The organism is Natrinema sp. DC36, assembly GCF_020405225.1.
Classification (GTDB): domain Archaea; phylum Halobacteriota; class Halobacteria; order Halobacteriales; family Natrialbaceae; genus Natrinema.
In genome coordinates, this window is record NZ_CP084472.1 from 585,484 (window position 1) to 611,348 (window position 25,865).

Consider the following 25,865-nt stretch of genomic DNA (forward strand, 5'->3'; position numbering starts at 1 on the left):
TTAGTCAGAACTTCGATGTCGCATTCTGGAAGTCCTGACCCTTCTCATATCCGCTTGGGTCGCCCTTCTTCGGATCGTCTGTGTGATGGTTCTTCGCCATTACGTAGACAAACCGTTGCATTGGCGTGCAATCTCGTGCCGAGGTGAACAACTTACGCCCGTTGTCATGAAGGGCGAATATCTCGTTTCCCTGGTCTGACTCGGCTAATTCTCTAAGTTTCCCGTGTCACCGATAGACTCGGTAAGACACTTGATGCCAATAGAGAACGAAGCGAATCCAGTTGCCCGATCGATCATAGGATGGATAACCTGATTGTTGATGTACTTCGCAGCCTCTTCTTGAGTGGTTCGACCATACTGCTCTTCGATCTTATCACCAAACTCGATCAGAGCCTCCCGCTTGTCGTCATTGTCGGGTTCAACTCCATACTTCGCGGCCTTCTGAATGCCTTTGAAAGTATCCGAGGAGATGATTTCGAACATATTGACCTCACCATCCTCAAGTTCATCCTGAAGGGAATCGAGGCGAGACTGTTCCTCGTCAGTTAGTTCCTCGGAATCTCGCAGTTCACGAAAGTCTTCCATCTTCTCTTCGGGAAGACTATCCTGAAGTTCTTCAAGTTCGTCAGTATCGACCAACGACATCACTTCCCAGAATTCCGTGTCACGTAGCTGTCGGACACAAAGATTCTGTTGCTCGTCGTCAATCGAAATCGTAATGTTTCCACGCCACTCCGCACCTTTTTCTACCTTTTCTCGTGTTTTAAAAAGATCGCTCATTGTTAGGACTTATTAATAGTGTCATGACAGGTGACGAAGTGTCACCCGACCAACCGATTAGTTAGACTGCTCTATACTCTACGTATTGTCACCAGGATCACGCCCAGTTGCAAGACCCTCAACCTCGAATTCAACTGCATCACCGCTCGATCCAGAGAGGTTGCGAGTACCAGCACGTGCCCCAGTAAGCTTGTCCCGATAGTCTTCAAGTCGGACGACGATCTCAAGCTCAACTGCACGACCGTTATCGGAGGCAAGACCCTTGAATAGCTCAGCGTCTTCGCCCTGCACAGTAAACGAGAACGTGTCTTCCACGTCACCAGACGAAACGCCCAGTGCTCGAGGGTTTCCAACTCCCGACAGCCCAGAGAGGTCTTCCTCCGTTCCGATGGAGAATTCGTCTACGACAATGCGTGCCGTATTAGCCAGTTCCGTCGCACCAGTACGAGAACCAGAATTGTCCCGTTCGACCTGACTGACGATTAGTTCAACGTCGTTTGCGTTAGTAGGATTCCATGTCATAATAAATCACCTTAGCTTGCCCCTCCGTTCCGAATGACATCTCCAACAGTAATCGTCACGTCAACCGTGTCAATCACGTCAACAATGTCGAGTGCGATATCGAGATCGACCTGATTGTCTCCCCCTTCAGACACCCCAACATCGAAATTATCGAGAAGGGCATCGTCCTCCATCTCACTGTAAGAACTGTCGTGAGATTCTCCGAGAGACTTCTGGTTGGTGAGAGTGTTCGCTTCACCCACGTATCCCTGGCTAATCTGGTGACTAATTTCAGTGGCCTCGTCCGTAATCTCGGAAGCAAAGATACGCTCGAATCGAGGATCGGTGGAGGTAGTCATATCCTTGACAATCTTAATTCCACCTCCTTGGCGGAGAGTTAGAACTTGCTCATCGATGAGTGTGCCAAGCTCCGAATTGGTGTACTTCGTGTGAAGATCAGCAAATCCAGCAACAGTCTCATACGTCGTGCTATCACCCAGATCCTTGGACGCCTGCTTCCCAACAACTGCACCAACTGTCCGAACCATGTTCTCGTTCGCAGCATCGAGGTACGCTCGAGACGGTGCGATAGCGATCAGACGACGGTCGTCATACGAATTCGTGTACGTTGCGGAATCAACCTCTGGATTGAGACCGAACGCACCGTGCATGAAGCCGAAATCGTTTGCATAGTCGCTAAGTTGCGTTCCAAGCTCGCCAACGATCTGGTTATTTTCGGTACAAACACCTACTTGACGTGGAACTTTGCTCACAACACCCCGAATTGCCTCGTTGTAGCTACCGTGGGTGTACGTAATTTCATACGTGGAAGACTCATCAGCCTCCCACTCACCAGTGTTCGGGTTCAGGTTAATCGTGTTTGCATCGGTCGGGCTCGCAATATCCTCCCCCTCCTCACGAACGATGTTTACCGTAACCGACGCACCTTCCGTAGTATCCTGGGCCGTAATCTCGTGATTCGGCTGGACAGTCGGATCGAGTGCTGGAACGTTCGAAAAAGTTCCAGACGAAACCGTGTCAAACGTTTCAGTTTCTTCAGTCTCGCTGACGGGACACGCATATACCGTCGAGGTGTCGTTGCCAAATGCAAGCTTCACCTGTTCAGTAAGCTCGGATGTTTCACCGAACTGTGTTTCCGCGTCAGAAGACGAGTTAATACTAATGGTTTCACCAGTCGTGGCTTCACCATTATCAGTATCCATCACACCAACGAGTCCAGCGGTGTTAGAGAACGCAGCACTAATCGCAATCGTGCCACCACTCCGAACCGTAACTCGAGCAGATGGAATGTCAGTGTTTCCGTAAGTAATTGCCATATTTTTGTTACCTTGGTATATTTAACTAATAGTTCTTTGAACACTATCAATCGACTCAACGTCTTTGACGTGTTCCTTCGTGTATCCAATCCGAATAATCAGATTATCACCACGAACAGTGGGCGACCCATCGGTGTTATCCTCAGAATTCGAGTCGAGAACCTTGACCCACTTTACGTCCGTATGAATGTCAGTCTCGTCCCACGCTGGATGTTCATATTTCTCGAAATACGAATGGACAGCCTCGTACACATCTTCTCGAAGGTTCTCGTCCATTCCTTGAATCATCACCCCGAACGACCCCTCGTGAACATTGGTATAAATTTCCTGAATAACGTCTCCGTTAGAATCACGGACAAGATCAGATGGAGCACCACTACCCTCGTTCATCCGAACCTTTCGATGGTCATCGGAGTGGATAATCGCGGGATAGTCTTCCTCTTCGTTCGGCTCTTCTTCCCCGATGTTATCTGGGTCAACAAGACCGTTAGATGCAACTTCTAACCCGTCATAGAATGCCGTACGAATATTGCGCCTTGTTGCCATTATCGGAAGGTCTTCTTCACCGCACTACGGACTGCGCGTTTGAGATTTAGTTCATGTTTGAACCACGCTGGACGAAGGAACGGGTGTGCATACGTCCCCAGTTTCACAATCGTTTCAGATATCTTCCGTGCCGACGCCCAGATATTATCCGTCTCAATTGGCTTCGTCTTGATCCATTCGAGAATACTACCCATCAGTTCACTCGGACTCACATCGGGAGAATCATACGGGTAGCCTGGGGGATGTTCGTGGGGTTTACCAGTGAGAACTGACGTTGGCCCCTTCTCATCACTACGAGCGCCAGTACCAAATTCTACGAACGGTGCATACGGAGCAATCTTCTTATCTGTTCCAACGGAGAACATCATTTCACCCACACGCTGTTCGGTTTTTACACCATGAGAGCGGAGTGAAGCAGTAATACCACCACGCCAATATGCATCATCAGCAACGTGGGCAACAGCAGTGTCGAGGAGCAGTTTCATTGCACCCTCGAGTTTGGACATGAGATTCTGGCGAAGATCCTTCTTCACGTACTCAATGTCGCTAATCACACTACTGATATTATGTCCCATTATTGTCGCCTAATAAACGAAATGGTCCAGTAGTTTGGCTCTTCGTCGTCGGGAACACCAACGATCGTATCGACCTCGTACTCCACGCCGCCATGAACGATCCTGTCGTTACGCTCAACGGGTTCTTCGTAGTTGCCCGACCCATCCCCCTCAGCGATAATCAAACCGCCCAGATCGCCTCTGACGCGCTCACCAGCGACCTCAGATGTGGTGCGTTCCTCTGGATCAAACAACCACATATCCTCCGAGTATTCCGACGTGGTTTCATCGGTCTGGTCGAGGCTGTTCTTCGTCTGACTAACAGACGTGAATGTCTTTGCAGTTGCTCGAGCAGAAATGATGCGGGTGATACCACCCAATGCACGACCTCGAGAAAAGCCAGATGATCGCTGTGTCATCTATTACCCTATATATGAGGCTGTGTTGCTGAACGATGGTGACTCGCCACCATCAAAGTCCAGTTCGCTTTCCTCAATACCATCGTTCACTTCTCCAGACCACGAAATAATCTGCTGACTCGTTTCTGGATTAGCGTTAGAGAACGCCACTTGTTCATCACCAATACCATACGAAGTGATATTGACGTTTTCGACGGCCTCTTTCGCCTTCATTGCAGTGAGAGCGACAAGGGCTTGCCCATACGCTACATCAGAGTACCACTTTTGAGAGTGGGTCTTCATGTAGAGAACACGCTTCGCATCATCGATGTTGCCAGACGCTTGAGCAGACGGCCATTCGTCAACCGAGTCGTTGTAACTCGTCTTGTCACGGGCAGCCTCTTCAAGCTCTGCGTCAGACGTGATTGCGAAGTTGGGGAGGGGCATATGTTAGATGAACGCTATTACGGTATCTGCTATCTCATTTCCTTGAGCAACGAAGAAACCAAGAGCGATTAGAGATCCCTTTTCAAGTCGAGAAATACGAGCATCGTGCTCGTCAAGCCTTTCATCGGCTTGTTTGTCCCGAAATGAGGGATCATATGATTCTTCAGTTGCCATTCCCATTCACTCAATTAGAATAGGCTCGACACATTGTCGATTCGAACGAGGTCCTTGGCGGTGTAATCGTATTGATCGACACGCTGCGTACCGAATCCGTATGCCTGCCCACCACGCCAGTAGTATTCGTACTCAATCTTCCCACCGTTCTTACGGATGGGTTCCTGAACGAGCGTTGGTTCGGGCTGCTCGTAGGTCTGGAAGAAGTCGCCACCGTGGTCGGGGACCAGATACATCGTGTCGTCGGGGAACGGAATGTCGAAACTAAGCGAGTCGTCCGCTCCAGGCGCAGTCGTGAGCCCCATCTTTTCGGGAATTACGACAGCGTCATTGACGAGAGACTGGCCGACGTTCTGTGCGTCAGACCCAAGGTCAAGCCACTGGGACGACTGTCGAACGCCGCTGTTATTATCGATCTGGTTCCACTGCGCTCGAGTGGAGTGGTCCCACAGGACCATGTCCCACGCATCATCAACGTATTCGCCACTCGTGTTGGAATACGCCTCCTGAACGATGAGGTTGGCAGGAACGCCATTGAGGTCCGTATCAACGTCATACGTCGATGCGTCAATGACGTTATCAGGATTGATGTTGTTGTCCATCCATTCAAAGACCCCAGGCTGAACCGAGGTACCCTCTTCGTCAGTAATGCCGAGGAGGAACTGGAGATCGGCCTGAATGTCGAACGTCTCCATCAGAAGGTCCATCGAACGCTGAACCTTCTCTTCCGCACCGTCGATCTCGAGGTCTTCCGCGTCAACAGTGAGACCGTGAGTCATGCGGGGGATTCGAACGTTTTCACCGACGTGTCGGACGATGTCAACGTTCCCGAGAACTTCACCGACCGAAGTATCGGTCGTTGGCATGTCGGATTCGGGGGATGCGTAAACACCGTCACCCTCCTCGACATACCGAGTACCGCGCTCCATTTCGGTCGTTGGTGCAAGTTCACGTCGAATACCGCGGCGACTGCGGCCACGGCGCTCGAACATAAGATCCTCGTCGGGTTCGAGGAGAGTCTGTGCTTCTTCAGTCAGAAAGGAAGTAGTTGTCATTATAAGTTACCTCAGTTCTTCGCCTCAGAGAATAGAACAGTACGAACGACACCGTCGTAGTCCGTCACATTCTCGTTGTTCTGCTTTCCAGGTCGGTACGCCCGACCGATCGCAAGGAAGTTGCCATTCGCACGACTGAACGTCGTAGACGCGGCGTCGTCGTTCTCGTCGTTGGTGTACCCCTCCTCGACAATTCGGCCCGTCGAGGTAGGAGCGTCTGCATCGGATTCATCAACGATGCCGACGATATCACCATGTCCGATGTTCGGACTGGCTGTAATGCCCGCAGTGGCCTCTTCGATAGTACGAATCTTGACAACCGCCGAGTCCTCACTCGGATGGTATCGAACTCGGTCGTCAACGTCGTACGTCTCGTCAAAGGTGGTGCTACCGTGCTGAACGACGGTGTTATTATAGGCCGAGAGGTACTCGGGGTCGTATAGCGCAAGACCCGTGTATTCCCCATCAGCAAAGGCAAATCGGGTAACACCCGCGCCTTCGTCAGTAACGAGCGTACCAGGGGCAATCTCCTCGTTGGCGACCCCGCTCTGAGACGCTCGATCCGCACTTTCGATGTAAAATTGAACTGCCATAGTTTTATCTAAGTTTCTGTTGTAGTATCTGCTTCTTACTTAAAGTGTAATCTCGTATCAAACACTTAAAGAACCGTTACGCCTTGTACCCACGTCCGACAGTACGACGGCCGTTGTAGGTCGTATCGACGTTTTCGTCAGTCGTTTCTTCACCGCTATCCGTTTCAATGCCCTTCGCATCGACATTGATCCCGTCGAGAACCTCTTCTCGGCGGTCGATCTCTTCACGGATATCCTCGAGAGAGTCTTCATCCCAATCGTCTCGGTCTGCTCCGAGATCCTCAAGGTCGTCGAGCGCCTCTTCACGCTCACCCTTGCGATACTCGGCAAACGAGTCTGCCATCTCTTCGATAGCGTCCTCGAGCGAGTCAGCGTCCTTGAACGCTTCTGGAACAGCGTCCTCTACCGCCTCGACAGTCTCATCCTTCTCCTCATAGTCGTGGAGAACATCGTCAACAACTTCACACGGGCATTCGTCTTCATCAACTTCGAAGCCGTGCTCATCGAGGTCCTCCCGAATCTCGGTAACACTTTCAACAGCGGAATCACGCTCCTCTCGAAGATCGGCAACCGCGTCGAACTGTTCTGCGATACTATCAATCGTCATGTCGTCAAGATCAACGGAAATGTCGAACTTGTTGTCGTCAGTCATTGTTTGAGTACATGGGGTACATTCTTCCTCGCTATCCCCATCTGTAGCGTCATCAGCATTAATCGGCGTCTCTCCAGTTTCCAAGACCACTTCGCCATGTGCGTCAGACGAATCGTGATCTAATCCGCAACCCTCAGACTGGTCGCCAGTCTGCGATTCGTGGGATCGGTCGTGGTTGATCCCACAACCCTCAGATCCACTACAGCGTCCACGTTTGACGCCAGCAATGTGGTCGCCATACATGTTGACCTGGAAACCATCAACGTCGTCGTCAGTCAAATCCCCAGTATCACCATCGTATTCGCCGTGAACACGATTGTAGAATCCGATCGAAACGTCCTGATTTTCCTCAACGAACCGCTTCGCATCATCGTCGTTCGTCGGAACGTAGAGGTTTTCCTTTAGACGGTCTTCATCGTCGTCGTAACGCGGGTCTCGCCAGAATCCATGCACGTCAGCCGTGCGTTTCACCATCCCCGTGTCGGGATGCTCGAGCGTGTACGGTGCGTTATCGAGCGACCACGCCATTTGACGAAGCTCGTCTGCGGGTTTCTTGTACACCTCAATCTCATCACCAACGAGGTACGGCTGCTTGATCGGACGTGCGACAGTCGCATCCTCGATCTTGTAGTACTCGTCGGTGTCAAACGCTTCTGCGTGAGGCGGTTCATCAATCTCGACTACGGGAATCTCATTCCAGTCGAATGAAGCAGTCCCATCGTCGTCAACTGTAATCCCATCAACGTCACACGAGTCGTACGAGACCGTTGCAGCGTCGTGGGTGAAAATATAATCGTCAGTCATAATTAGTCCATCTTTGCAACCACTCTCTCAGCAATTGCGTCGAGAATATCATCATTCATTTCACTGTCTGTAGACGGATCTTCAGAGGCGGTGGTTTGGCCTTGTTCCATCCCACCACCGTTTTGCTGTTGTGTTGAACCATTGATTTCAGACCCTCCAGGCAACGCCCCTTCAGTACCCATCTGGGCGATATTGAGCGTTTTGAGGAAGTCTTCTTCCTCCGTCGAGAATTCATCATTCCAGTCGATATCAGCCTCAGCCCATTCCTCTTTCAGAATGGAGCGAGCCTCCATCGGCGTCATAATGAATCCGTCAATAGCCGCTTTAAGCGTCTGCATCGTCCGACTCAGCGTTTCAGCCTGATCCAGATCGGAGAGTTTGAACAGTGGCCCCCAATCGATCTCGAATTCGGCTTTATATCCGTATGAATCCGTCCGTCCGTCGATCATACGGTAATACCGCTGAATAAATTCCTTCAGATCCTCGTCCATGATGGACTGTCGAATGCGCTGGACCTGATTGAAATAGTTCTTAATGTCCGTCTCGGATCCGCTCACAACACCGCTCTGAGTGCCGAAGAGAACGGACTTGGTCATCTCCATCGACGCACAGACCTGATCGAACAGTACGTCGAAATACTCCCTCGGCTGTAGTTGCCCGTCAGTCTGGAAATCGTCTATCTCATACCCATGCGGAGTGAGCAACTCGCCTTTCGCATTAAGGTTCTGAAGTTGCTCCTCAGCGTTCTCCCGATCTTCTTCATCGGCGTCTTCGGGAAGCGCAACATGGTATAGCTTCGCTGCATATCGGAACAGCGTCTGCATGATCGACCAGTTGCCCTTTTTAATTCCTTTAAGAATGTGGTAGACGGTGACAAGTACCGAGTCGCCCTCGAAATTGCCGAGAGTGTCTTGGTCGAGATCACTGTCTACCTCTGTATTCCACGTGTAATGGAAGCATCTGTTTGCGTGAATGAAGTTTACGTCTTCAGCACCGCGGGCATTATCTTGTCCAACGATGTATCCGAGTGGTTCTTTATAAGTCCCCGAAGTCGGATCCATGTCCACAACCATCCCCGTCTCTCGAATCTCGTAATCATCACTGTCATACGGTATTTGAGAGGCGAGTTCGCCAGTTGGCGGAGAAGTGCCACCGTGGTATTTGGACATGTCATCCAGCGTAAGACACTGGAGCTTCTTAATGTTCTTTACAGACACATCTTCATCGAGGGGATCCTCGTAAACACCGTCCGAATCGTCTTCAAGGACCATGAACAGCAGAGAGAAGCCGTCCCGCCTCGCCTTCATCTGAGCTTGTTTATACTTCGGTACAAACTCAGTGTCCTCGTAAATTTCCTCCACATCATTAAGTCTCTTTGATGTGTTGTCGCTTGCCGTTCGCTTCACCTCAAACCCGTTCTTAAACGAGTCTTTGATCGGTTTATCAACAAGCGTCTTTGCAAACGATGTCCGATAGAGCCACCGAACGTCATTAATGTGGGGATCGGACATAAGCTTCCGAGGATCAACCTCGTCAGACGAGTCACCGTCGTGAGTGTCAATCCCCTTGGTCGCTCGAGCCCCAGATTCCGAATACGTCGTTGTAGAGGTTCGGGACGTAGTCCCGTCGTACGATTCTTGAGTAGAGTCAGTTTCGAATGCCATTTAAATCACTTAATATCCACGACGGGAGTTGGTCGAGATGCTTTTCAACGTCCGTTGCGACCCGAATCGGTTTGCTGCAATCCACATGTACGTGAATGCATGTGCAGCGTCGTCGTTACGATCGGAGAGTACTTTTAGTTTCTTTTTCCCGTCAGACGTTTCGACTCGGTCAGTATACGGGGCTGTGAGTTGATCCTTCAACATCGTCCCATCCCCGTTTCGATCGAAGGAGAGGTCCGCCGCAGGAATATCGATGTTCCCACTTTTAAAGTCGTCAACCATCCCCTCAATCATGTGGGTGCGTGCAACCGTACAGAACGCCGAGTCACGAGCGTTGTTATTGGAAAACTTCGGCTTGTCCTTGTCTTTGATGTTCCCGTAAATAACTCCACACACGTCATCCCACCCATCGTCGTTCCAGATGTTGTTACCGTCCTGAAGGTCCTCACGTTGCTTTGCACCGTATCCTTCGTCCACCGCGACCCGATCAACCTGATAGTCTCGAATCCGCTTCTCGACCTCCTCAAGCTCGTCCTGCTTGTTCAGATCAGAGTCGATAAATTCGATGTCACGGAGGACGATAGTATACTCATCGTCGTGTTCGATCTTTTCACCCACGACGATTACCGTATCAGATGCGTCTTCACCGCCACCACCACCCCAGTCAACCCCCATTACAACCGTACTATCGTCAAACTCGCGTTTGTTGGTAAAGCTCTTATCTGGGATGAGGCGCTCATCAACGTGCTTGTCGGACAGTAGGTCGTTCTCTGGCGTGTAAAACTCGGCCAGAACTTCGTTCTTAAACTTCTTCTTCGTGTATTTCTGACGCTTAAACTCGATCTTAGCGTCGTCGTGAAGCGGGGAAGCGTACTGATCGATGTGCCACCCAGTGACCTTATATCCCTCAATCGAATCAGCAGCAGCAGTTTTCTCTTCTATCTCACGACGGATGTCTTTGATCTCGTCCGTTTCAAACTCCGTATCGGCGGTGTGAGCGTCCTCACGGTGGAGAGTTTTATATTCATTCCACCGCTCACGAATCAACCCTTCAAGGTGTTTTTCCAACTCCTCTACTTCTCCTCGAAGTTCTTCTCGCTGCTCCTCGAGTGCAACAGGAATGAATTCGTCACCATCGGACTGGGAGATCCACGCCTCTTCGTCGGCGTCCCAAGACTTCTGGTCCGACATCTCCCACAACTCGTGGAAGAAAGAGTTAGCCATTTTCGGCGTTCCAATGACAACAATTGTCGGGAAGTATTCGACTTGAGGAACGGACTGGTCAACTGCTTCGAGGAATGTGGAGAACATCCCCTCGTCAACGTCCTGAAACTCGTCAATGACACCGACGTGACCGTGGAGACCACGCAGACCGTCACCATCTCCCCACGCCGATCGTGCCTTTACGTCGGCCTCGACGTGGACCTTGTCTCCATTGCTCTTCTCGAGTTGGCGCTCAAACTTCTGGTGTGAGACGTTGTTCTTGGTTCGAACCGATGTCAGTCCCGACTGTTTGACGTGAGACTTGAAACGGTCCATCACTTCACCGAACTGCTCCGTCCGTGGGGCAGTAACGTCAACCTCGACCATCGGATACTCTGAGACAGCCCACTCCGCTGCGGCTGTCGCGGTCGTCGTCTTCAGACAACCACGAGCGTAGAGCAGAACGACCACGTCTCCCCAGTTACCTGGGACGAGTGGCCCATCTTCGTGAGCCATGTACGACAGGAACGTCTCTCCGTCGTCGGCGTAAAAGTCGTAATCCCGCTCTGGGTCGTTTGGATGCTGCCAGAAGTTCCTGATATACAGTCTAATATCATGTGGGAGTCGCTGACGCAACTCGTCTGGAACGTTCTGGTGTACTGTCATCTATTCTAATTCGATTTCTGCGGCTTCACCGTCGTCCTCCATCTCTTGAGTGAACTGTTCAGCAGAAATTGGCTCAGGCGTCTCAGATTCGTCGTCAGTCGATTCTTCACCTGGCTTGACCGATAGGGTATAGTCGTTCTTCTGGAACGTCAGAACGCCGCCACCGTCGTCAGAATCGATCTCAACACCTCCGTTCTTGAGGTGTTCTTTGATGTCCTTCGTGACTCGGGAAATTGGGAGGTGAAGATGATGTTCAGTTTTCTCCGTTTTCGTGTCAGTAATCTTCCCCTCCATATCAGCCGACTGCGAAATCGTATCGACGGCGACACCGTCTTTGAACACGACCTCCTTCATGTTCTGCTGCATAACCTCGGTGAGAGCTGCATACCACAATTCTGTGGCCTGAAATTTGTATAAGGCGCTCTGCGGCATCGGCAATTCAACATTGACCGAATTTTCTTGAATAAGATCAGAACCAGACGTATCGAGGTTACGTTCGACACGCTCCACCTCGAGATCGAACTGAGAAAGTTCGGTCAGACCGTCAAACATCTCGACGGCGAAAAGGAACTTTTCAGGCGATAGGTGCTTTGCAAAATTGATAAAGTTCGTTGCAAAGTATCCATGTTCGAAAAGTTCGTCGGCACGTTCCATTAGATCATCCATTTGTTTGTGTGTTTTGCAGTAATCTGAACCGTCTTCTACAAACGTAGATTCGGGCATTTGCGTACAGAAGCGGACTTCGCCGTAGCGTCGTTCGTAATCACGAACTGGTGCGCCACAGCGACCATCTGTCGGTTCCGTACTTCCCGTCTCTAACGAGAACTCCTTTTCATCGTCAGTCCGACCCCACGGTTCATCTCCACGCCAAAACGTTTCCCAGGACTCTGGGTAATCGTCGTGTGGAGGTTCTGGAGGTTCCATGAGTGAAGTGATACACCAAAACGGTGTGGTCGGGGTGGCGTTCCTACCTATAAAGGGCAGAAACGAACGAGCCACGTTCGGTCCCAGCGAAATGACTCGAACAGAACGAGAGAACCAATCGGTTCACACTCGTTCTACTTAAAGTGTAATCTCGTATCCCGCTTATAAAAGATCGATTTTTGATTCAATATGTTTGTGGCAACTTGGGCAGAGCGAAATCAGATTATGGAGACTATGAGACTCATCTTCATTATCAAAACACCTTCGTGGCGTTCTATGGTGTACATGCAATCCTCTACCATGTTCTTCCTTCGATTCCTCGTCAGTTTTTCTACACAATCTACACGTGTAATAATCCCGTTCGAGAACTTTTTCTCTCATACCGTTGGGAAATATTACACTACTCCACCCACCTTTCCAATTATGGTGGTTTTCACCACTCATCCATTCACTTTGCCACTCGTGAAGACAATCTCTCGAACAGAATGTTCTTTCATATCGCCCCACTTGACCCTCGTTAATCAAATGATCGTCCTCACACCAGTGACATTCTACTTCTACTTTACTAACATTCCTTATCCCATGGGATCTTGATAAATGTCGCCTATACAATGTAGTGTCGTAAAATTCTTCATCACACTCATCACATTCTTCGTACTCCCCATCCACACCTCGAGTGTGAACCTTCGTATGATGAACTATTAGATCTTCGGCACTGTCAAAATCTTTTTCACACTTGTCACAAACCGTATCTATATTGGTATAAGATGCCGATGAACTTGAGACGCTCATTACTTACCATGTAATTACGTCTTACATGCTATTTAAACTTTCGAACTAATCCCAACGCTGTCGTTTCTTGTCACTCGGAATGCGCTCACGGACCATCGAGCGGAGTGTTTTCATCTGACCAGCAACCTCACCTTCTTCAAACCCAACGTCGATGCAGAGGTTCTGGAAACCTTTCTCGTCCTCAATCCAACGATCGTCCTCTCGAGCAACTCGGTTGATAATTCCAAGAACAATCTGTTCAATGGAAAAGTGACCGAACGAGTTGATATGCATCACATCGAGCGTGAGGTGCTTAACTCGCTGCTTCTGATATCGAGTTAGATCAAGATGAGACGTGTAGGTATCAACAATCCGTCGCTTCCATTCCTCTCGGTTCTGCTGCTCACGACTCTTCCGATTGGATGAGTAAGCGTCGTACGGATCCTCACCTTCCTGCCAACGGAGCATCCGCTTATACTCATTCTTCCGACGCTGACTAACCTGAAGACTATCTATATCGTATTCGATAAACGAAGTATCGGTATTAGATCGACTGTCACGGCTCTCATACCGCTGCTCGTCGTACCGATCATCCCTCATATCATCTCGACTACCGTCATTTGCCTTCCGAGACAGATTATGCGATTCGACTCCCATATCTATTACTTACAGTTATCCTTACGCACCACAGACACATAAATGTTGCGACTTAGTTACCAGTTAATTTCAGAGGGGATATTAGATTGGTGTAGCTTTTCCAGCCCCTCTTCCCGTTTTAAGTGGGGGACTAATAGTGTCCGTAAGCTAACAACACGTCTCACAGAACACAACTAATATATAAAACAGTTGCGAGAATTGAGACAGTCGTGACAATCGTAGGTCTGTAATCGGAACATTAAAGTGCAAGTAACACGTAAGTAGTATAAGGAGGAGAGTATGGACTATTGGACTGATATACTCACTGAGAATGTTGGTGTAACATACTTCGAGGACCTTGATACTGGGGAGTATCAGGCTATTGTCTTCGCTGTGGGTGAAGCAAACGAAGATGATATCCCATTCGGATATCTCGACCATCGAGCAGCACAAATGCGCTTCATCAGAGAGTCTCGTAAGATGCGAGAGAGTGTTGACCGCAGACAACGAGTCCGTGACCGCATCGCTGAAGCGGGCTACGATCGTGACGAGATTCCACTGTGACTCGAACAATCCACGTTCCTGAAGGAGAAGAGGGGGATGAGGTTGTGATGCGATTGATTCCGAACCTATACAAGATGTCTCGAGGTCGCCAAAATTCGTGATGAACTACGCAAGTCAGTTTTGGACGGGCGAACACCGATATCAGGCTCTTGTACGGGAATATGAGAACAACATTGTCGTGACGCATCCTAATATCGTTACTGGGCGGAGCAAATGTGGATACTGCTACGGGTGTCCGTACCATGCAACTGATGTGAAATACTACGAGTACCAAGGACCATCAATATGACTGAATTACTATCAGATAGTTCGAGGGATGTAGAGATCGAAACAATTGACGTGTCTGATGTAGACGAGCTATACGTCGAATACGACGGCTACATCTACGTGGAAGGATGAGCCACGAAGAAATACCCCCATCGGAATGGGACGGGAGACACATTGATTTCGACGGGGAAGAAACGTGTAAAATATGTGGTGCTGAAGCAGAGACATTTGGATGTCCTAAATGTGGGGGATGGGAGTGTAGCGAATCTGGAGAGGTGTTATTTCAAGCGTGAGTCAGCACATCCGTATCGGTAATTATTACTGGCACAAGACTCGTGATGAGAACATACTTGTTACGCATCACGACTCTGCAAACTACGTCTGGTATAGAGGCGTCAAATCGAAGGACAACGCTGGAGTGATCGCCACAACCGACTGGATCGAGCAACAGCCGTATGACGAGCTACTCGGCTGTATTCAGATGGCTGACTACCCAGAGGAGAGCGAATGGCGTGAGATGCGTGTTGCGGTCCTCGAGCGGGACGACTACACGTGCCAGGGCTGTGGAACGAACGTGAATAGTTCAGCGCCGATCCACCACATCGTTCCATTAGGGTGTGGAGGAACCAACACGTTTCGCAACCTAATCACCCTCTGCGAGTCGTGTCACGGTAGGGTGCATGGCGGACCAATTTGATGGATACAACCGTGACTTTTATCAGTCTGTAGTACGTAGTAAGTATATGGGGAGTAAAAGATATGAAGATGAGGAGTTGCTTCGTAAAATGTATATTGATGATGAGATGAGTCAAAGTGAGATTGGTGATGAACTTGACTGTAGTGCCAGAACTATTGGGAGGAAATTGGATAAATACGATATAGAGGCTCGAGGACCAGGCGGTGCTGGAGTTCCGATAGCATCATATGTTCGAGATCCACGTGGATATCGTAAAGCATGGTGTAGAGATGATAACAAGGGAGTTTATATTCATCAACTCCTTGTGATTGCAAACGGAGAAGACCCCCATGCTGTCTTTGCAGATGGAACTGAAGTACATCATATAAATAAACATAAGCAAGATAATAGACCCTCAAACGTTAAATTGATGGTTGACATGGAACATCAAGCAGAACACATCATCGGTTGTAATTGGACTGGTGTATCGGTATGAAAGTTGAATGCACAAACTGCAATCGAGTGTGGTACGATAGAATGGAGTTAGAACAGCCTAACTATAGGAATTGGCGTTACTGTCCGTACTGTGGAGGTACGCTATGACATTCATTGCAGATGAATACACTGTAGAAGTATCTGGATTCAATATCGACTCTGATGAGCTAACAGAGGCTATAATGTCTGTAGATGGTGTTTATAAGTGTCCCATCAGACTACCTGAAAATGAGTGGTGGTGTAATGAAAGTGACATTCCCCGATGATGCATCTGATCGGTTTCATGCTCGTTCATGAATGAGCGTAACCCCTCCTAATCATATTTCTGGAACTTTTAAGCGGTAGGAAGGGCGCGGAAATTTGGGTGCAACTCGTCTCACAAAAATAATAATTTTTACAGTCATGGTGGCGGTTTCCATATATCTGCTATCGTTTTACAACACAGAGGGGGAATTAATGGACCCCAGTGGAACGAGCGTGCGACACCCCACCGAAGCTAATCTTGATGGGGGCCTTTCACTCGAGTTAGTGCCTGAATTAACTCGAGTTAGTCATTGAATGCATGTCTCATCATGGTACGCAGATAACACGGAGCGAACAGTGCCTTTTGTGTGAAACGGGGATACCCGAAACCATCGTAGTAGGATGCGGCCGCTCGTTGACCGACTATCTCAGTGAACAATAGCGGGCGAACGAAACGGGGATAGCGCCCCTTGATGTGTTCAAATTTCTTATACTCTCCCTCGAGCGAAAAGTCGGTATCACACTCGAGATGCCCAAACCAATCATGCACTGCTCGAGCCTTCACGTTATCTTCCCATGACATGTGTTCTGGAGTGGAACCACCACTGAACACCCGAAGCTCATTATCTCGAGCGACTGACTCTTTCATATCAGCGAAACTATCATAGGGATCCTCATCGGTCCATATGACTGGAACAGGAATGCGGTCGTACCAAACCGAATTCACTCGAGCGATCGTATCGTACGCACCTTGCACGAATGACTCGACATGATTCGGGTTGGTTGTGGCGTACCATCGTCCCAACACATCGCATAGGTCGGATTCAGTCAGATGTGTGTCCTCTCGAGCGATATCGTTGTTTCCTTCGAGATTCGTCGGTTTTACCGTCGTGTGTGCTTTGTACATTGGTGAATCACTGTGTTTTTGGTGGCTTGTTTAGGCTATCTTACGCGGATGTGCTTACCAGATAGCCCGCGACGAGTTGCCTCGTACTTACCACTTAGTGCATACACACATAAGGCTTTCGTTTCCCGCGTACGCAAGGCATGGCAGTCACTCGAGACAAGAGGATATTACTCGAGATAATAATTTGCGGATAAGAGTACACACCCATTGAACACTGTATTACACTCGTTGAGCCACTGCTACACACTCATAGAAAGCCATAGAATGCCCGTGGGTCAGTTTCTCCAGTCGATCCGACTGATTCCCTACGTTACGTGCATACCGCATACAAGCACATCGAATGAATCATGCACATTGTAGGGCGGTATAACTCACAGTTATATTCTCGAGACAAATAAAAAAGTCTCAGTTATCCCAGATATTCGTTTGGATTGTTAGAATAGTTTTCCACAACTTTCTTAGCTTCTTTGACAGTATCACATGCGCTTTGATCTAACACGTTCGTTTTTGCGTATCCATCCATTCCCGTATCTTCACCACTTGGATGATGAAGTGAAATTTCATAACAATTCGTTTTCTGAATCGACAGTGCAAATTTATCACGTTCGTATTCGGCAGAGTATGGCGGGAGCCCGTCAAATTCGTTCCAACCATCGGCGACTGCGTTTATTATCTGTCGTACGTCCGTATCTTTGTCTTGAGACATACATACCACTTACTTATACACACATATAAACTTACCGATTTCCTGGGAATGCGCCACAGTAATAACTCGGAGCCAAAAAATAACTGACTCTCCGCTACGGTTTCGGAATGTCGATCGATCCTGAATGAGAATAGTTACCGACTTGAAACGTACCACCGAATGATATTATGTCACTCGAGTGTTCAATATCAACCGTGTGTTGTATTATCATGTTAGTGCAAGACCGATGAGTAATAACGCTGTTACAACGACCGCGGTCACTTCCGCAGCCCAGTATGGTTTGATCGTCATTGATCCGTCTTTCTCTCGTTCACTTCCCGCTGTTTCTCACGGCGTTTACGCGCTTCAACGAACTTTTCAGGGAGTTGGCTTCTACTCATGTTACACTTACCACTTAGTTACCATCGCACATAAAGGTGGCGGTATGCACAAGAGTAATAATCGAAGGTCAAAAAATAACTGACTTTATTTCAAACCGTTTTATAGCTCAATCCAAATCTCCGTACCACCACAATAGGGACAGTATTCGACATCATTCTTGTGGTTATCAGGGACTTTAAATTCACGCTTACAACCGCTGTGGCAAGCAACAGTTTTCATTGTTCTTTTCCCTCCGCACAATCGTAATATCCTTCACGGAATGCGGTGGAAACATCTTCGTTATAGATGTCATGCACGACATCAATCGGTAACTCTTGATAGGTACCATACCCACTATCTTCGTATCCAGCGATCGAACGGAGCTTAGGGGCAAGAATGTTAGCCCAACGAGCGGAGTCCGTTGGAACCTCGGGTTTTGAATCGGCGAATTCGCCACCTTCACCGTATTCACCTTCAATGGGACTTGCCTCCGCATATCCCATTTCATAGGCCTTTTCTTTCGCTTTCTCAGCGATTTGTTCAATGGTTAGACACTCGTTATACTCGCCCAATTCTTCAGACATTCGTAGCCTGAAGAAAAGCTTCGGATCTTGTGACTTGTAGACAAGAATGTGAGTGTCGAGCGGTTTTTCACAATCGGCGCAAAGGGTGCCAGGATAGTCACTTTCCGCATCACCGAACATTACGCTGTTATCTTCGTTGTGCCATTCTTCGTCGCTCACACAGCCCGCGCATACGATATGTGCATCATCAACGAACATACCAGCAACACCATAGGGTGCGTGTCCGTTCGGTGTTTGACTCTTACTCACAGCGGTCTCACGGTCGAGAGTATCGTTATCCGTTACGATTATATCGCTCATATCCAATTACCACTTACATACCGACCCACATAAACCCACCGATATCGACGCACCACACACGTGTAACAGGATATGGAAAATACGATCATTGGATATTACTCTCACGAATGGATTGAGTGACAAATATTACCGACATGGTCTCTTTTATGTCGATCGCTCCATTACTTGAGTGTATGAAATCACACCGCCGCATAACCCACAGTTATGCTCGCCGATATTACTCAGATGTATTTCTCACACCATCAGTATTACTCAGGATAATATTACCACCAGTTATGTGGACCGAAGGGAACGAGGGGATAATATCAGATTAGTGAAATAGACCCTAATTGAAAATCTGCGATTTTCGGCGAGGATTGTGATCTGCTTTGCAGATCGCGTCCTAATAATATTTCTGGCGATTTTTTCAGCAACCTCGAAATAGGCCCTAATAATATTTCTGGCGATTTTTGGGGAAAGTTAAAAACGGTTCTAATTATAATTCTGGCTCGAGCGCAACTCACCCACAGATCTCTCCTCACGTGGCTGTGGCACCCACCACACTGTTTTTAGAAAAGACACGTGGTTTCCACCAAACCAATTGAAAAACCGCTCAGAAAACGACTATGCTCCTCTCAGTAACCGTCGTCGGGGAACTGTCCCTCCTCCGCATCGAACGCCACAGCAACCGCCTCTTGATCGTACACTACCCCCCATTCATTTTCGTTCTCACCGCCAGAGAACATGCGACCCCCACCGATGCATTCGACGGCTACAATATTTTCCATCCCCAACTCACGGGATACTTTTTCACGGACGATCTCGCCGTACTTGTGTTCGTACGACGGATCATAGAGCAGTCGATCTCCCTCGATGCGTAGCTGTTCATCGATCCACTGGGTCCACGACTTGTCAAGACCGTCTTCAACTTGCTCAACGTAGATGTGATGTAGTCCAGACCATTCTGGATCTCGCATTTGCTCACGCCGCCGTTGCATCTCCTCCTCGGTCACGGGAACCATGCGCGTACCAGTCGCACCATGAAAGTCACGTTCATCATCTGGATACACGAACGTATCATCGAGGAACGTGAACACACAGTCGTCTCGAGCTATTAGCGTATTGTATTTGCGTCGAACAGATCCGTTCGTATCTTCGGTCACTTCGTAGTTGGCTTCACTTGCCATACTACATCCATGTACTTACCACACCATAAAGTTTGTGGTATCTACTCAGCACACAGTTGGTAAGTAAGAAGAAAATCTTACTCGTCTGAGAATTCAAACGACGGTTCGACACGTCCGAACATGATCTTTCCGTAACCACACTCGAGGATCGCGTACCCATTCTCGAGGAATTTCTTTGTAACGTGTTTTCCGAGCCCCATCGCCTCATTATTTTTCATCACTGTGATGATTTCTTCATCATCGCGGACGTGGACTTTGTCGATATCACCGTACTCTCTGAGTTGCTCGATGTATTGTTGTAGTTCTCCGTTCATTATTGATATTGGTTATTTCCTTCGAGATCGAATTCTTCGAGATCGTTACGAACCATTGTCATTCCGACCTCGAGCTTGTCCTTATCGACACCATCGACGTAGCCCACACGTTCTTCCATTGAACGTGATTTATACAACACCAATCGGCTCCCTCGCTTCTCACACCGTTTGAACCAGATACCGACCCCTGGTCCTTGAAGCAAGTACATGTGGCTGTCGTCGTCGTATGCTACTCTCATTTGAGTCCTTCCGCCTCTTTCTTCCGCTCTTCCGCAGCCGCTTTCGTCGTGTTTTGCATGGTTCGTTGTAGGGCGTAGAGGCGTTGTGTAACCTCGTCTGGTAGTCCATTGGTGATATCCACACCCTCGACAGATGCATCGATCGTCGCACCAACGTTGCCCGTCTCATACTCGCCTGTCGAGACGGTCTCGTTCGCACGGATCTGCACGCCTTCCGCGGTTATTATTATGTCCTCTGCCTCTTCGGAGGTGGCTTCACTTGCCATACTCGTACAATATGGCTACCACATAATAAAGCTTCTGTTTTACAACTCTTCGTCAACGATGAACACACCGAACCCACCGCAACATGCGATCATGACGCCTATGATCCCGAGTAATACTGGATCGTAGAAGTTTTGTTCACCCGTAGCAGCCCAATACAAACCATCACCTACAGCAGCGCAGAACGCAAGGGTGCCAACGAGGGTGATGAGCACAACGACGGCCATGCTAATTTGTTTCATCATTGTTTCTCCTCCACGCTCCACCCTTCATCGAGTTTTTCGTATAGCTCTTCTTTGGTCTTTCCAACGTGTCTGTTGCCGTCTCGAAGGCGAATTACTGTCGTCCCCTCCCCATCAATGAAGATATTGGACACGTTGTACGTGAATCGTCCAGCATCGATCAACACACGGTCGTCAATGATCGGACGCTCGTCGTTCATTCTTCCGCCTCCATACTCTTCCAGTACTGAATGATGATGTTACCGTCTGGACCGACATCGAGATCATACTCAACACCATCAGCGAAAGCGATCTCGACTTCCGCCTCCCCCGTAATGGTGTTTGGATGATCGTCTGGTTTATCAGGATAGGTTTCGAGGTGTTCTTCGGCTACACCAATTTTGATCTGTTCAACGTGGTCGGCATCGGGTGTCTCGCTGACTACCATACACCAACCATGTACTTACCACATAATAAGTGTACCGATTTACAGTTTGATAGGTGAGACCATGAACCAGTAGTCCTCACCACCATCGATTACGACTGGATAGACGTTGCCTCGATCAAACCGAGATTCGGAATTGTTATTGAGATATTCGCGTTCCTCACCTAACACGTCGAGAATGCGATCGACGTATTCGGCTGTGACGTAATGACGCACACCCTCTTTTTCGAAACGCCAGGTCCGTGTCATATTACCATCGACATCGAGAGTGTCTGTCTGCGACCACCCCACACTCTCAAGTTCGGTGAGATCGACAACACCGAATTTGATTTCGGTTTTTGGAATGAGGGCGACAATACCGTCTTCACCGACGTATGTATCGTCAGCGGTTGCGTGTGCTACTATGTCGTATGCCTCTTCCGCATTAAATTCCTCTTTGAACCGTTCGACAAGGTCGCTTACCATACCACAACCATGTACTTACCACATAATAAGTGTGCCGATTACTGGATGACGTTGTTCTCCCAGTAGCTTTGATGTAGGTCGGCGAGGTGACTGAGTAGCGTTTCGGTATCTTCGTCCATGATCGAAGCGGTGTGTTCATCACCGCCCCACCATCCATCGACTCGACCCGCGTATAACGCAACCTCGATATGCGGACCGCCCGTAGTGAGTACGGCGATAATTTCACTGATATCACCGTCGATAGACGCTTCCACTTTTATCTCAAACGGATCAAGCTCTTCACTTGGGTCGTCCATCGCTTCAATGCGTTTTGCTGTCGCAACCACTTCATCAACGATCAGATCTTCACTTCCCATACTACTACCATATGGCTACCTCATAATAACTCTATCGGTTTCGATCAACCGATGAGTTAGCTGTCGAGATTATCGACAGAGAAGTCTACCGAAAAGAATCGATATAGCGAACTACGCTTTACGGAGTGAAGGGCAGATCCGACTCGCGGAGGGTCTCGAGATTTCGAACATTCCACGCTTCATTATACTCCCCTCGGTACGGCATTGGGATGGTACTATCAACACCCCATCCACTATTCTCCTGACCATCGCTACCGTACATATTATTTGAAACGACTGTTCTATTCATAGCACCCTCATCGTTCACAATTACAGCCGACTCGTTCGATCGAGAGAATTTGTCGTATCCACCATCACTGAATTTATACCACAACTCATCATCCATTTCTGGTTGTTCACTCCCCTTCAACTCCTCGACGGTCTCCTCAAGGCCACTGATACGCGCCTCAATCTCGTCCAGGCGAGCGCCTATGTCAGTGGTCTCGTAGTCAGCGAAGTCGATGAGCGCCTCAATGAGATCGTTAAGTGTCCCGTCCCAACTTCCGAAACAACCACCAACCTCTGATTTAGTCAACCCATCCCGATAAAACCAGACATCCCCGTCTTGATCTTCGAGTGCGTAATCACACCCACTCTTGTGAACTACAGACTCAATTCGAAAACCGTGGACATCGTCGGTGGGGAGGGTTGGTTCGCTATTCGTTGGCACCGCCGTACTGTGGGTATCTGCTCCCATATACATACATAGTAGTTACCAGATAATAAGGCTTGCGAAATCAGCTATGACCGTAATTCGTGAAGCTCGACACGAGCGTTTTCACGGTCAGCCGCGCTCATACAGTGGTGAGCGTACAACTCGAGCGCATCACAATCCTCGAACGTCGTTCGGACACGCTCGTGGGGTTCGTTAAATTCGTCCTGCAAAAGCACGATAATTTGTCCGTCGTCAATCCGTTCTTGAATGGCTTCAACTGGTTGCATTACATGAATGTGTTATTCATGTGGGTATATAGTTGTTATGGAATGGTAACTACTCCTCAACTATCTCGATCTTGAGCCGACCGTCAGACAGTGACGTAATGTCACTGATGAGCACGTCTCTCCCGTGAACTGCGAGGATCTTATCCATGTGTTGAAATCGGGATGTGCGTGACTCGATCGCAACCGCATCACGACCGTGCAACGTCGAGATCTCGTAGATGTCGCCTTTGTTGTACTCCTCACCGAGATATGAAAAGGCATGTATTATGCCCTGAACACTGTCGAGAGCGTGTCCATTGACTGTTGGCGCTGTTCCCGAATCACTGTTGTTGGCTGCTTTCGACATCACATCCACTTCTTTACCATGTGGGGTAATAAATATTCCGATGTAGTTACCAGATAATGTTTAACGACAGTGTATACGACATTGTAACTACAGCAACACAACAGCCACCGCTCCGCATACAAGAAGTCTCTCCGCCACAACCATACCGCAACAGCCTCCGCTACAGCACTTCAGTGCGGTTAATATACAACACAGTAATTAGCACAGTTATACCCCACAAACCGACCACACTCCCCCCTACTACAGTATAGTAGTTGTATACATATAACTGTTACTATTTGGTATGTGGATGGTAGGTATCATGCAGTTACCTGTTTCTTCGCTTCTTCCCAGATCGCCTCACCTTCGTCAGTGAGCCCGTAGACTCGTCCTTTCTTCCGCTCCTCTGGGACGAGCAGTTCTACAAGATCCTTTTCACGGAGGTTAGTGAGTGCTCGAGAGACGTGTGCAATGGGAATGTCACTGTTTGGTTTCGCCATTGCAGACGGAGTCTTTGGCCCTTCGTCCAGCCGCTTCATAATTTCAATTCTGTACTGCGAACTAATAACATATCCGACGTTGTCCCAATTCATTGTTTTTGTCTTCACTCATCTCTTTGACGGGAGATAATAAAAAGGTTATGGTGTGGTAACAATATCGTCAGAAGCCCACAAGATTCATACCATAGGAATGTTCGTTCTCGAATGGTTATGCTTCATTGGCTTTTACATGATAGTGGGTATCAGGCCTGTTACCGCTTTCTATCCACAAATTCCCGTTGAGAATATCGTTTGGGTTATCAGACACTTTTTCAACGAAATCATCAGACTCCTTTGCTACATACTGTTTCCTACGGCCCTTTGTAGTAGACGATTTTACAAATTCCTCACGATCTATGGCGTAAACTGCGTGTCGAGATGCGTCAGCAACCAAGATTGTTTTAATTGACACACTGATCTTTTTCTCAACCGACACATCCATCGTCCACTTACCTTTGCGAGCACGCCGCAGCCCCTCGTTATACCAGACGAAGACGCCCTTTCTCCCCGATGCATGGAGATCTCGAGCACATCGACCGATCTGGTTTCCTTCATGATACACGCTCACACCGTTTGTTACGATGTTCATACCCAGTACTTACCACCTATATGCCTTAAAGTTTTCGGGTATGTTTTACACGACTGTATTTTGTATTCCGCATACGTGTGTTATCAGTGGTAAGTAAAACGCAAGTTTTTTGTACCTATGTGTTGAATAGTGGTGTATGAAGGTAGGTACCGCGATTCCGAAGGGGCAGCGTTGTCCACACCACAACTCCATCATGGAGTTTGCAGTAACAACAATGGATGAGCCGACATGGACGTGTGACGAGTGTGAGTGTGATTACACGGTTCCAGATCTCATTCGAGAGGGCGATATCAAACCATCGTTCGTTACCCTCTAATAACATGACAGAGAGTATGGAGCTTTCGAAAAGTGAGATTGCAGAGGCGGAGAACGTCTCATCACTTCAAGACCTTGCAGCAATGGCATATGAGCAAGGTGCGAGGAATGTGGAAGTGTATGAACATAATGATGAAGGGACGGTTGAAATTGAAGTAACTGATCTAAGTCCCGTAGAATGTAATAACTTATCAAGGGAGTGTAACAAACACACTCGTGCTGGTGTTAAAGTTTGTATATCTTCCGTCGATAACAGTGGTGTAGATTACGGGAATGTCCAGTACCAGACCACGTACCAGGGAGTAGAGATCAAGATGGATAACGACCGTCTGTTGGTCGATAACCATGATATCACTGATCAGTACGCTGGAACGCCTCACTCTGGTAGTTTAGCTAACAGCCCCCTTCTGGGTGAGTTGAAAGAGCGTATTGATGCGGGTGAACTACCACCAGAGCCGATGTTGACTGAGACCGAACACCTCCCGCTTGCTGTTGAGTTAGACGAGGCAGACAGTTTTTCTGATATCGATGAGGATGTGATACAGCCGTATATTGAGAAATACGGTAGTTTCGAGAACGTTCTCGAGGTGTTCGAACGCAGCACCGTAGACACATCACAGAACGACGATTGTAGTGATAATATTTTAGAGTGGGGTTGTGGCACTCCCAATGACCCGCAGAATGATTACGCGGAGAAAACGACCGTAACCACTGACTCGCTTGAGGAAGCGAAAGAGGCGTACGTGCGTGGCGACATAGACATTCTCGAGTGCGAGGAACGTCTCGAGGATTTGATCGAGATTGAGCCGTGGTTGTAGAACTTCGATAGTTTTATGTAT

At 48.5% G+C, this 25,865-nt stretch carries 35 protein-coding genes; 5 read left to right on the plus strand and 30 right to left on the minus strand.

Features of this window, described 5'->3' with window-relative positions:
• Positions 1 to 204 precede the first annotated feature (204 nt).
• The 15 genes from LDH74_RS03065 to LDH74_RS03140 all read right to left on the minus strand — a co-directional run bounded on the left by LDH74_RS03065 (position 205) and on the right by LDH74_RS03140 (position 13,669).
• Positions 205 to 780 (minus strand): hypothetical protein, encoded by a 576-nt coding sequence (locus tag LDH74_RS03065; protein WP_226041169.1) that lies wholly within the window; start codon positions 778 to 780, stop codon positions 205 to 207.
• Positions 781 to 858: 78 nt separating this feature from the next.
• Positions 859 to 1,302 carry a hypothetical protein gene (locus LDH74_RS03070; RefSeq protein ID WP_226041170.1) on the minus strand — a complete coding sequence of 148 codons (444 nt, stop codon included), beginning with the start codon at positions 1,300 to 1,302 and terminating at the stop codon, positions 859 to 861.
• Positions 1,303 to 1,313: 11 nt separating this feature from the next.
• The gene (locus LDH74_RS03075) at positions 1,314 to 2,618 is read right to left on the minus strand and encodes a DUF2586 family protein (protein WP_226041171.1); all 1,305 of its coding nucleotides are present in this window, start codon (positions 2,616 to 2,618) and stop codon (positions 1,314 to 1,316) included.
• Between the two features lie 21 nt (positions 2,619 to 2,639).
• Positions 2,640 to 3,164: a hypothetical protein gene (locus tag LDH74_RS03080; protein WP_226041172.1), complete on the minus strand. Its 525-nt coding sequence runs from the start codon at positions 3,162 to 3,164 to the stop codon at positions 2,640 to 2,642.
• Positions 3,164 to 3,718, minus strand: coding sequence for an HK97-gp10 family putative phage morphogenesis protein (locus LDH74_RS03085; RefSeq protein ID WP_255680918.1), 555 nt, complete (start codon positions 3,716 to 3,718; stop codon positions 3,164 to 3,166). Before LDH74_RS03085 ends, LDH74_RS03080 begins: the two co-directional genes overlap by 1 nt.
• Before the next feature lie 20 nt (positions 3,719 to 3,738).
• Entirely contained in the window at positions 3,739 to 4,098 is a 360-nt protein-coding gene (locus LDH74_RS03090; protein ID WP_226041174.1) for a hypothetical protein, read from the minus strand.
• 42 nt (positions 4,099 to 4,140) lie between these two features.
• A complete protein-coding gene (locus tag LDH74_RS03095; RefSeq protein WP_226041175.1) occupies positions 4,141 to 4,563 on the minus strand; it encodes a hypothetical protein in 423 nt (140 codons plus the stop codon).
• A 3-nt stretch (positions 4,564 to 4,566) separates the two neighbouring features.
• Complete coding sequence (locus LDH74_RS03100) at positions 4,567 to 4,737, minus strand: hypothetical protein (protein WP_226041176.1); 171 nt, start codon at positions 4,735 to 4,737, stop codon at positions 4,567 to 4,569.
• 14 nt (positions 4,738 to 4,751) lie between these two features.
• Entirely contained in the window at positions 4,752 to 5,432 is a 681-nt protein-coding gene (locus tag LDH74_RS03105; protein ID WP_226041177.1) for a hypothetical protein, read from the minus strand.
• A gap of 371 nt (positions 5,433 to 5,803) precedes the next feature.
• A complete protein-coding gene (locus LDH74_RS03110) occupies positions 5,804 to 6,385 on the minus strand; it encodes a hypothetical protein (RefSeq protein ID WP_226041178.1) in 582 nt (193 codons plus the stop codon).
• A gap of 76 nt (positions 6,386 to 6,461) precedes the next feature.
• Positions 6,462 to 7,841 carry a DUF2213 domain-containing protein gene (locus tag LDH74_RS03115; RefSeq protein WP_226041179.1) on the minus strand — a complete coding sequence of 460 codons (1,380 nt, stop codon included), beginning with the start codon at positions 7,839 to 7,841 and terminating at the stop codon, positions 6,462 to 6,464.
• A 2-nt stretch (positions 7,842 to 7,843) separates the two neighbouring features.
• Positions 7,844 to 9,352 carry a phage portal protein gene (locus LDH74_RS03120; protein WP_226041180.1) on the minus strand — a complete coding sequence of 503 codons (1,509 nt, stop codon included), beginning with the start codon at positions 9,350 to 9,352 and terminating at the stop codon, positions 7,844 to 7,846.
• Between the two features lie 162 nt (positions 9,353 to 9,514).
• Positions 9,515 to 11,374 carry a hypothetical protein gene (locus LDH74_RS03125; protein ID WP_226041181.1) on the minus strand — a complete coding sequence of 620 codons (1,860 nt, stop codon included), beginning with the start codon at positions 11,372 to 11,374 and terminating at the stop codon, positions 9,515 to 9,517.
• On the minus strand, positions 11,375 to 12,298 hold the full coding sequence (locus tag LDH74_RS03130; protein WP_226041182.1) for a hypothetical protein: 924 nt from the start codon (positions 12,296 to 12,298) through the stop codon (positions 11,375 to 11,377). It abuts the gene before it with no gap.
• An 837-nt stretch (positions 12,299 to 13,135) separates the two neighbouring features.
• Positions 13,136 to 13,669, minus strand: a complete 534-nt coding sequence (locus LDH74_RS03140; RefSeq protein WP_226041183.1) for a hypothetical protein — start codon at positions 13,667 to 13,669, stop codon at positions 13,136 to 13,138.
• Between the two features lie 336 nt (positions 13,670 to 14,005).
• Here LDH74_RS03140 and LDH74_RS03145 point away from each other — a divergent pair, with 336 nt between their 5' ends.
• From LDH74_RS03145 to LDH74_RS03160, 4 genes are all read left to right on the plus strand, one after another.
• Entirely contained in the window at positions 14,006 to 14,269 is a 264-nt protein-coding gene (locus LDH74_RS03145; RefSeq protein WP_226041184.1) for a hypothetical protein, read from the plus strand.
• 556 nt (positions 14,270 to 14,825) lie between these two features.
• Positions 14,826 to 15,233, plus strand: coding sequence for an HNH endonuclease (locus LDH74_RS03150; RefSeq protein WP_226041185.1), 408 nt, complete (start codon positions 14,826 to 14,828; stop codon positions 15,231 to 15,233).
• A 46-nt stretch (positions 15,234 to 15,279) separates the two neighbouring features.
• Positions 15,280 to 15,708 carry a hypothetical protein gene (locus LDH74_RS03155; RefSeq protein ID WP_226041186.1) on the plus strand — a complete coding sequence of 143 codons (429 nt, stop codon included), beginning with the start codon at positions 15,280 to 15,282 and terminating at the stop codon, positions 15,706 to 15,708.
• Between the two features lie 103 nt (positions 15,709 to 15,811).
• Entirely contained in the window at positions 15,812 to 15,973 is a 162-nt protein-coding gene (locus LDH74_RS03160; protein ID WP_226041187.1) for a hypothetical protein, read from the plus strand.
• A gap of 281 nt (positions 15,974 to 16,254) precedes the next feature.
• Here LDH74_RS03160 and LDH74_RS03165 read toward each other — a convergent pair whose 3' ends face one another.
• The 15 genes from LDH74_RS03165 to LDH74_RS03235 all read right to left on the minus strand — a co-directional run bounded on the left by LDH74_RS03165 (position 16,255) and on the right by LDH74_RS03235 (position 24,711).
• A complete protein-coding gene (locus LDH74_RS03165) occupies positions 16,255 to 16,857 on the minus strand; it encodes a hypothetical protein (protein WP_226041188.1) in 603 nt (200 codons plus the stop codon).
• Positions 16,858 to 17,266: 409 nt separating this feature from the next.
• The gene (locus LDH74_RS03170; RefSeq protein WP_226041189.1) at positions 17,267 to 17,563 is read right to left on the minus strand and encodes a hypothetical protein; all 297 of its coding nucleotides are present in this window, start codon (positions 17,561 to 17,563) and stop codon (positions 17,267 to 17,269) included.
• A 596-nt stretch (positions 17,564 to 18,159) separates the two neighbouring features.
• The gene (locus LDH74_RS03175; protein WP_226041190.1) at positions 18,160 to 18,807 is read right to left on the minus strand and encodes a hypothetical protein; all 648 of its coding nucleotides are present in this window, start codon (positions 18,805 to 18,807) and stop codon (positions 18,160 to 18,162) included.
• Between the two features lie 614 nt (positions 18,808 to 19,421).
• Positions 19,422 to 19,973 (minus strand): hypothetical protein, encoded by a 552-nt coding sequence (locus LDH74_RS03180; RefSeq protein ID WP_226041191.1) that lies wholly within the window; start codon positions 19,971 to 19,973, stop codon positions 19,422 to 19,424.
• Between the two features lie 77 nt (positions 19,974 to 20,050).
• Positions 20,051 to 20,287 carry a hypothetical protein gene (locus tag LDH74_RS03185; protein ID WP_226041192.1) on the minus strand — a complete coding sequence of 79 codons (237 nt, stop codon included), beginning with the start codon at positions 20,285 to 20,287 and terminating at the stop codon, positions 20,051 to 20,053.
• Positions 20,288 to 20,522: 235 nt separating this feature from the next.
• On the minus strand, positions 20,523 to 20,792 hold the full coding sequence (locus LDH74_RS03190) for a hypothetical protein (RefSeq protein WP_226041193.1): 270 nt from the start codon (positions 20,790 to 20,792) through the stop codon (positions 20,523 to 20,525).
• A gap of 39 nt (positions 20,793 to 20,831) precedes the next feature.
• Positions 20,832 to 21,035 (minus strand): hypothetical protein, encoded by a 204-nt coding sequence (locus tag LDH74_RS03195; RefSeq protein ID WP_226041194.1) that lies wholly within the window; start codon positions 21,033 to 21,035, stop codon positions 20,832 to 20,834.
• Positions 21,032 to 21,232, minus strand: a complete 201-nt coding sequence (locus tag LDH74_RS03200; protein WP_226041195.1) for a hypothetical protein — start codon at positions 21,230 to 21,232, stop codon at positions 21,032 to 21,034. The genes LDH74_RS03195 and LDH74_RS03200 overlap by 4 nt, the downstream gene beginning before the upstream one ends.
• Positions 21,229 to 21,459 carry a hypothetical protein gene (locus tag LDH74_RS03205; RefSeq protein ID WP_226041196.1) on the minus strand — a complete coding sequence of 77 codons (231 nt, stop codon included), beginning with the start codon at positions 21,457 to 21,459 and terminating at the stop codon, positions 21,229 to 21,231. Before LDH74_RS03205 ends, LDH74_RS03200 begins: the two co-directional genes overlap by 4 nt.
• A gap of 39 nt (positions 21,460 to 21,498) precedes the next feature.
• Positions 21,499 to 21,921 carry a hypothetical protein gene (locus LDH74_RS03210; protein WP_226041197.1) on the minus strand — a complete coding sequence of 141 codons (423 nt, stop codon included), beginning with the start codon at positions 21,919 to 21,921 and terminating at the stop codon, positions 21,499 to 21,501.
• A gap of 38 nt (positions 21,922 to 21,959) precedes the next feature.
• Entirely contained in the window at positions 21,960 to 22,277 is a 318-nt protein-coding gene (locus LDH74_RS03215) for a hypothetical protein (RefSeq protein ID WP_226041198.1), read from the minus strand.
• A 118-nt stretch (positions 22,278 to 22,395) separates the two neighbouring features.
• Positions 22,396 to 23,013, minus strand: a complete 618-nt coding sequence (locus LDH74_RS03220; RefSeq protein WP_226041199.1) for a hypothetical protein — start codon at positions 23,011 to 23,013, stop codon at positions 22,396 to 22,398.
• A gap of 294 nt (positions 23,014 to 23,307) precedes the next feature.
• Positions 23,308 to 23,604, minus strand: coding sequence for a hypothetical protein (locus LDH74_RS03225; RefSeq protein ID WP_226041200.1), 297 nt, complete (start codon positions 23,602 to 23,604; stop codon positions 23,308 to 23,310).
• A gap of 299 nt (positions 23,605 to 23,903) precedes the next feature.
• Positions 23,904 to 24,176, minus strand: coding sequence for a winged helix-turn-helix domain-containing protein (locus LDH74_RS03230; protein ID WP_345778547.1), 273 nt, complete (start codon positions 24,174 to 24,176; stop codon positions 23,904 to 23,906).
• Between the two features lie 115 nt (positions 24,177 to 24,291).
• The gene (locus tag LDH74_RS03235) at positions 24,292 to 24,711 is read right to left on the minus strand and encodes a hypothetical protein (RefSeq protein ID WP_226041202.1); all 420 of its coding nucleotides are present in this window, start codon (positions 24,709 to 24,711) and stop codon (positions 24,292 to 24,294) included.
• Between the two features lie 320 nt (positions 24,712 to 25,031).
• Between LDH74_RS03235 and LDH74_RS03240 the strand changes: the two genes are divergently transcribed.
• Complete coding sequence (locus LDH74_RS03240; protein WP_226041203.1) at positions 25,032 to 25,844, plus strand: hypothetical protein; 813 nt, start codon at positions 25,032 to 25,034, stop codon at positions 25,842 to 25,844.
• Positions 25,845 to 25,865: the final 21 nt, after the last annotated feature.